Source organism: Kitasatospora sp. NPDC001119 (assembly GCF_053598475.1).
The window spans coordinates 55,970-62,135 of the sequence record NZ_JBSFKI010000047.1; the positions used below are offsets into that span (position 1 = coordinate 55,970).

Annotated in this window: 7 protein-coding genes and 2 pseudogenes; 1 reads left to right on the forward strand and 8 read right to left on the reverse strand. The window is 73.7% G+C overall.

Annotated elements, in window-relative coordinates; all coding sequences use genetic code 11:
* Positions 1-126: 126 nt before the first annotated feature.
* The 5 genes and pseudogenes from ACWDD9_RS37815 to ACWDD9_RS37835 form a co-directional block, all read right to left on the reverse strand.
* The gene (locus ACWDD9_RS37815; protein WP_449814111.1) at positions 127-840 is read right to left on the reverse strand and encodes an HAD family hydrolase; all 714 of its coding nucleotides are present in this window, start codon (positions 838-840) and stop codon (positions 127-129) included.
* Positions 841-862: 22 nt separating this feature from the next.
* Positions 863-2,065: an MFS transporter gene (locus ACWDD9_RS37820; RefSeq protein WP_449814112.1), complete on the reverse strand. Its 1,203-nt coding sequence runs from the start codon at positions 2,063-2,065 to the stop codon at positions 863-865.
* A gap of 156 nt (positions 2,066-2,221) precedes the next feature.
* On the reverse strand, positions 2,222-2,383 hold the full coding sequence (locus ACWDD9_RS37825) for a hypothetical protein (protein WP_449814118.1): 162 nt from the start codon (positions 2,381-2,383) through the stop codon (positions 2,222-2,224).
* A gap of 495 nt (positions 2,384-2,878) precedes the next feature.
* Positions 2,879-3,094, reverse strand: a pseudogene (locus ACWDD9_RS37830) (DNA cytosine methyltransferase); the annotation flags it as partial.
* Between the two features lie 121 nt (positions 3,095-3,215).
* Positions 3,216-3,407: pseudogene (locus ACWDD9_RS37835) on the reverse strand (DNA cytosine methyltransferase); the annotation flags it as partial.
* Positions 3,408-3,580: 173 nt separating this feature from the next.
* On the opposite strand from ACWDD9_RS37835, the gene ACWDD9_RS37840 reads away from it, so the two are divergent.
* Positions 3,581-4,006 (forward strand): hypothetical protein, encoded by a 426-nt coding sequence (locus tag ACWDD9_RS37840; RefSeq protein WP_449814113.1) that lies wholly within the window; start codon positions 3,581-3,583, stop codon positions 4,004-4,006.
* Here the strand turns inward: ACWDD9_RS37840 and ACWDD9_RS37845 are convergent.
* From ACWDD9_RS37845 to ACWDD9_RS37855, 3 genes are all read right to left on the reverse strand, one after another.
* On the reverse strand, positions 3,988-5,163 hold the full coding sequence (locus tag ACWDD9_RS37845; protein WP_449814114.1) for a DnaB-like helicase N-terminal domain-containing protein: 1,176 nt from the start codon (positions 5,161-5,163) through the stop codon (positions 3,988-3,990). The genes ACWDD9_RS37840 and ACWDD9_RS37845 overlap by 19 nt on opposite strands.
* Positions 5,163-5,396, reverse strand: a complete 234-nt coding sequence (locus tag ACWDD9_RS37850; RefSeq protein ID WP_449814115.1) for a hypothetical protein — start codon at positions 5,394-5,396, stop codon at positions 5,163-5,165. The genes ACWDD9_RS37845 and ACWDD9_RS37850 overlap by 1 nt, the downstream gene beginning before the upstream one ends.
* A 62-nt stretch (positions 5,397-5,458) precedes the next feature.
* On the reverse strand, positions 5,459-6,085 hold the full coding sequence (locus ACWDD9_RS37855; protein WP_449814116.1) for a hypothetical protein: 627 nt from the start codon (positions 6,083-6,085) through the stop codon (positions 5,459-5,461).
* Between the last annotated feature and the right edge of the window lie 81 nt (positions 6,086-6,166).

The window sequence follows — 6,166 nt, forward strand, 5'->3', positions numbered from 1 at the left end:
GATTCGGACGGACGGGGAAGACGAGGCCGGAAGGTCTTCTTCGGGTCATGGCAGGGCTCCGGTGAAGCGCGGTCGTGGGAGACAGAATCCGCAGGATCGGCGGTTTGGTCGGGCCGCCGATTCGTGCTAGGCGCAGGCCAGTTGGGTGCCGTGGTCCTGGATGAAGCGCAGGCCCAGGGTGACGGCGTCGGCGAGGGTTGCGGTGAGCGGGTGGCCGGAGGCGGCGAGCTTGGCGGGGTGGTGCAGCCCGCCGGTGTGCAGCACCGCGTACGCGCCGTTGGCGTGGGCGGCGTCCGCGTCGTCGATGGCGTCGCCGACCAGCAGCACCCGGTGCGTCTGTTCGGTGAGGCCGAGGGCTTCGAGGTGGGCGGCGAGCGGGGCGGCCTTGGTGCCGCCGGAGGGGCCGGTGCGGCCCTCGAAGCGGGTGAAGAAGTGCCCGATGCCGGCCTGCTCGACTTCGCGTACGAGGGTGTCGTGCGGGCACAGGGACAGCAGCGACTGGGTGTGGCCGGCATCGCGCAGTGCGGTCATCAGCTCGGCGGCGCCTTCGCGGACCTGCACGGGCCGGGCGCGCAGGTGGGCGAGGAAGGCGTTGTCGCTGGAGATCCACTCCTGTTCGGTGATGGTGCGGCCGAGCAGGCGGGCGTAGAAGTTGGGGATCGGCACGGTGTGCTTGGCCCGGTACGTCTCGCGGTCGACCGGGGCGCCGCCGAGGGCGGGCAGGGTCTCGTTCAGGGCGTCGACATGGTCGTCGAGGTCGTCCTTGACCGTTCCGTTCCAGTCCCAGACCACGTGCATGCGGGTGGCGGGCGTTGCGGTGGCGAAGAGGTCGGTGTTCACAGCGGTGTCCTTCGGGTGAGGGTCAGGCGGAGAGGCGGGCGTTGAAGCGGTGCAGCAGCCACAGCGCGGCACCGGCCCCGGCGAGCGGGACGGCGGCGACGAGCAGCGGGGCGGTGGTGAGGGAGGCGAGGGCGGTGCCGGCGGCCTGGCCGACGCCGATGCAGGCGATCAGCCAGGCGAACGCCTCGGTCGATTCGCCCTCGGGAGCGAGGCGAGAGACGGTGAGGAACGCGGCGGTCAGCAGCGGCGCGAGGAAGGTGCCGGGCAGCACGGCGCCCAGGACGGCGACGGCGGGCGCGGGGTCGGGCAGCAGCGGCAGCCATCCGGCGGCGAAGCCGATCGAGGCTGCGACCAGGTGCTTGGCGGGGGCGCCGGGCCAGGCGTGGCGGCCGTAGGCGAGGCCGCCGAGCATGCTGCCGATGGACAGTGCGGCCGGCATCACCCCGGCCAGCCACCCGGCGTGGTGGCGTTCGGCGGCGGACAGCGCCAGGACGTTGACGGCGCCGAGCGCGACACCGGTGCCGATCAGCGCGGCGAACAGCACCCGAAGACCCGGCACCCGCAGCGGCCCCGTCCAGTGCACCGCTTCGGTGAACTCCGCTGGCGTCCAGGCGCGGGAGGGGCGGGCGGTGACGACCAGACCGGTGCCGAGCAGCCCGAGCGCCGCGGTCGCCACCAGCGCGGTGGTCGCTCCGGCACCGGCCGCGAAGCTGGTGGCCAGCAACGGCCCTGCGACGAACACCAGGCCCTGGGTGCTGCTGTCCAGCGAGAGCGCGGTGCGCTGGCGTTCGGCGTCGGGCAGCAGCACCGGCCACAGCGCCCGAAGACCTGCCTCCAGCGGCGGCGTCGCCAGCCCCGCCACCAGCACGGTGAGCGAGGCGAGCACCGGGTGGCGCACCGGGCCGGTGCACGGCAGCAGCAGGAACGCCGTGCTCGCCGTGGCCGTGGCGGCGACGAGGATCTGGGTCTGGCCGTGGCGGTCGACCAGGCGTCCGAGCAGCGGCTGCCCGAGTGCGGAGGCGAGGCCGTACAGGGCGCTGAGGGCTCCGGCCAGGGCGAGCGGGCCGTGCTCGGCGCGTACCAGCAGCAGGATCGCGATCGGCGCCATGCCGGTGGGCAGGCGGCCGATCAGGGTGCCGCCCAGCAGGCGGGCGACGTGCTGCGAGCCCAGGACAGCGCGGTATCCGCTGTCCTGGGTAGGGCCGCAGGCGGTGGTGGTGCTCAAGGAGAAGGTCCTTCGGTCGTGCGGCCGGCGGTGCGCGGGCGCGCCGGACCGGGGCATGTGCAGGCATGGCAGCCCCCTCGGGTCGGTGCGGCTGCGGGGAGAAGAGTCCGCGGATTCCGGGATTTGGTACGGCCGGGAAAAGGAGGTAGAAGCCCCTCAGCCGGTACGGCAGCGCGGGCAGCGGGCGAAGGCCGGTGCCAGCAACTCCAGTGCCTTGGCTGCCTGTTGGGGGACGACCCCGTTGCCGAGGGCGGTGAGCTGGGCCGGGCGGCCGAGCCCGGGGGTGGCGGTCACCCAGCCCGGCGCGAGCCCTTGCATCCACTCGACGAACTCCGCGCGCAGCCGCCCGCCTTCGTCGGTGGGCGGCGGCGCCGGGCGGGTGAGCGTCTCCCATCGGGCGACGGCGCCGGCGTACGGTCCCCACCGTCCGGGGTCGACCCGTCCTGCGGCCCGACCTCCCCCCACAGCGGGAGGGCCACCGCTGCCGTCACCGGCTGAACCGGCCGCCTGCGGGAACGCGAGGCCGGGTTCCGGGATGAGGAGGGCCGGAGCGAGGCCGCTGCCGAGGGCAGGCTCAAGTCCCCGCCGCCGTACCGCTGGTTCGGCGAGCCCTTCGTTCCATCGCTGGCCTTCGGCGTCGGCAGCAGGGTCACCGCCGTTCGCAGGTCCAAGCCGCCCTCGCCGTGCAGGCCCGGACCGTTGGTGTCCGAGGTCCGGGGAGTCGGCAGCAGGCAGGTCGTCGGCGGCGGGCCAGGCGGTGAGGAAGACCCTGGCCCTGTGGTGGGGTGCGCCGACGTCGGAGGCGCGAAGCACGAGCCATCGCGCGTCGTACCGGAGCTGGGCCAGGGTGCCGAGTACGGCGCCAAGTGCCCGCAGATCAGACTGAGTTGGGGCGTCTCCCAGACACCACGGACAGCGTTCCACGTCGCCAGCGGAGGCGGCGACGGCAGGGGAGGTGAGCAGTCCTCGTACATTCTCGACCACCAGGAGGTGCGGACGCAGGGCCTCGACCGCACGCGCTACGTGCAGCCAAAGGCCCGATCGGGTTTCGGCGTTGAGTCCGGCGCGACGGCCGGCGACCGAGACGTCTTTGACAGGGGAAGCCCGCCGTGAGGACGCACACCCGCGGAACGTCGGCCCAGTTGACCGTGGTGGCGTCGCCCAGGTTCGGCACGTCCGGCCAGTGCCGGGCCAGGATCTTGGAGGCGCCCGGGTCGACCTCGGCGTGCCACGCGACGGAGCCGCCGAACGCGGCCAGGACCCCCAGGTCGAGCCCCCCATACCCAGAACACAGACTGCCGATCAGGGGCCCGGGGCGGGCAGCCGTGAGTATCGGCGTCATCGCCGGTTCCGGGTGGTGTGAGCCGAAGGTGCGGGCGGGGCCGGCCGGGGGCCGTTCAGATCTGCTGGAATGGACGGGGTGGCGTTAGCCGATCGGCTGGCAGCGGCTTGCTGGCGAGGACCGGCGGACGGTGGCGGGATGTGCCGGGCAGTCTGGGTCAGGGTCTGAGCGCCGTGGCGAAGTTCTTCGCGGGCGGTTTCGACGGCGCGCTCGATCGTCCGGACCGCCTCCGTACGGGCCTTTCGAACCACGGGGTGCTGGTGTTGTTCGACAGTGTGGCTGAGGAAGGCGAGCTGCCGGGCGACCGTTCCAAGAGCGGCGGAGGCTTCGCCGAGGCTGGTGACGGCTTCGGCGTACGCCATGGCGGCGCGGGTCGTATCGAGGTGCACGGGCTGCTTGGCGGCACGGGCGGCGAAGTCGCCGCCCAACTCTCGGATGAGCGTGCCGAGCGCGACTATCTGCCGACCGATCTGCACTGCATCCGGCACCTCGGCCTGTCCGGCGGCGGGAAGCAGTGCTTCCTGCTGCTGCAGGGCGCATGCCCGGGCGTGCAGGGCGAGCGCCTCGCTGGCGGGGGTGTTCACAAGAGACTCCGGTGAGGGTGGGTCGGGTTGGTGCGCTCACGGGCATGGAGTGAGGGCGGTGCGGCGGCCAGCGCACGATCCGGTGTCGGGCTTGCGCGCGTACGGGGACGGGCGGGGCTTCGCGCGAGCGCGGCCTGGACGCGGGCGGCCTGGTCGGCGGCAGCCGGGGCCGGTGCGGGAGGCGAGGTGGCGGTGCGCCAGCGGGCCCGTACCTCGTCCAGCGGGCCGAGGGCGTGGAGCGCGTGGCCGATCAGCTGCCCGGGGGCGAGGCGCCGGTCGTCGGCATGGGCGGCGATCTGCTGCGCGGCGCCGGCGGCGGTGCGGGTGAGGGAGGAGCGCAGGAGCTGCTCGCCCAGCCACTCGGCCGAACCCGCTGCCCCGTCGCGCAACACCGGCGCGAGCTGTTCCTCGGTGAGCGTGCCTTCGGCGAGCAGGCCGCGCCGCTGGACCTCCCACAGCGTGGTGACCGGGTCGATCGGCTCGCCCCGGTGGTGGAGCGCCCCGAGGCAGCGGTAGAGCTGGCCGTGGCCGGGATGGGCGAAGTCCTGGGGGCGCAGCCAGTCGAAGACCTCGCCGATCGCGCCGTTCTGGTGGACGAGCAGGGACAGCAGGAACTGCTCGTCCTCCGCCTGGGCCGCCGCGGGCGGCTGTCCGGAGGCAGAGAGGGGCGGTGTCCTCGGGGCGGTGACCCGGGGGCGGGTTCCCCAGCGCTTCGCGAGGTCGTCCAGGACGCCCGAGAGCACGTCGGCCTGGGCGGCGGTGCCGTGGACCTCGTTCTGCCCGGCGTCCTCCCGGGCGACGGCGAGCAGGCGGTCGGCGTGCTCGGCGACGGTGCGGTGGATCGACCCCTCCAGCACCATCCGCCCATACAGCGGCGCGTGGGCGGGGCGCGGGCAAGCGGCGACGAGGGTGTGCACGTAGGAGGCGGTGAGGCCGCGCACCTGCTGGCCGGCCTCAGTGAGGGTGTCGGTCAGCCACGCCACCGGCACCGCGCCCTCCGTGCCGAGGGCCGGGTGGTCCTCGGCCCGGAGCTTGCGCAGCGCGGCGAACAGAGCCTGATGGCCGGGCCGGTAGAAGTCGCGCGGCTCCAGCCAGTCGAGGCCGCCAAGCTGGCGGGGGTCGAGCAGAACCGCTCCGAGGACGGCCTGCTCGCCCTGGAGCAGCGGGTCCATCACCGGCTCCGGCGGCGACGGGCGCCGCGGTCGGCGCGGAGCTGGGCCACCGCGAGGTCGGCGGCGGCCTTCGCGGCGGCGAAGCGGTCCAGCTCACCGGTGAACGTCGGGTCGGTAGCCAGGATGGAGCCTTCGCCGGTGATCAGCCACCACTGGCCGCCCCGGCGGACGACCGGCGACCCGGCCAGCGGGGCCGGACGGTGGTGGGCAGCAGACGAGTTGGTGTCGGACATGAGGACCTTCCGGGAGGCGATCGGTCAGCGGACAGGGGCGGCGGCGGGAACGTCCCTGAGGCTCATGCCGCCAGCCCGAAGGAGTCGTGGCCGACGCTGACCGGCTGGCCGGCGCGGCAGGCCCAGGGCGAGCAGCCGTCCGCGTCACCGGCTTCCAGCTCGGCGTCCGCGAGCGCGTCGAAGACGTCGGTCTGACGGCCCGCCCACTCGTGCGCGGTGACCCGGTCGATCGGCGCCTCGTCCAGCGGTCGGCGGCTGCGGTGCAGGTACGCCTGCCCCAGCAGCGGGGTGCCCTCGGCGGTTGCCCGCGCGTTGCCGTTGCGGATGGCGCGATCGAACTCGACGACGTCCTGCCACTCCTCGGGCGAGCCGTCGCGCAGGGCCCGCCACTGGGCGTTGCCGTGGAACGGGCACCCCAGGCAGCTCGACTTCGGCGTGGACTCGAAGCCGCGCGAGCGCAGCAGCCGCAGGCAGTCCGCGCGGGAGAACCCCTCCTCGATCAGAGGGAAACGATTCTTCATGTAGGCGACATCGGCGTCCTTCGCCCGGTGGAACTCGTCCGTGGAGATACCGATCCACTGCTCCACGAACACCCCGGCCGGCACCCGCTGCGGGTACGGGTGGCCGAGCATGGCACGGACCTGCTCCTTGATCGGCTTGATCTTGTACTGGCCCGTGCTTCTCTGCACTTCACTCGAATGGGTGGCTATTCGGAGTGCCATGGTTGGGTGACGGCCTCTCTTGTGCTCTGCGAGGGCGGTGGGGCGGCT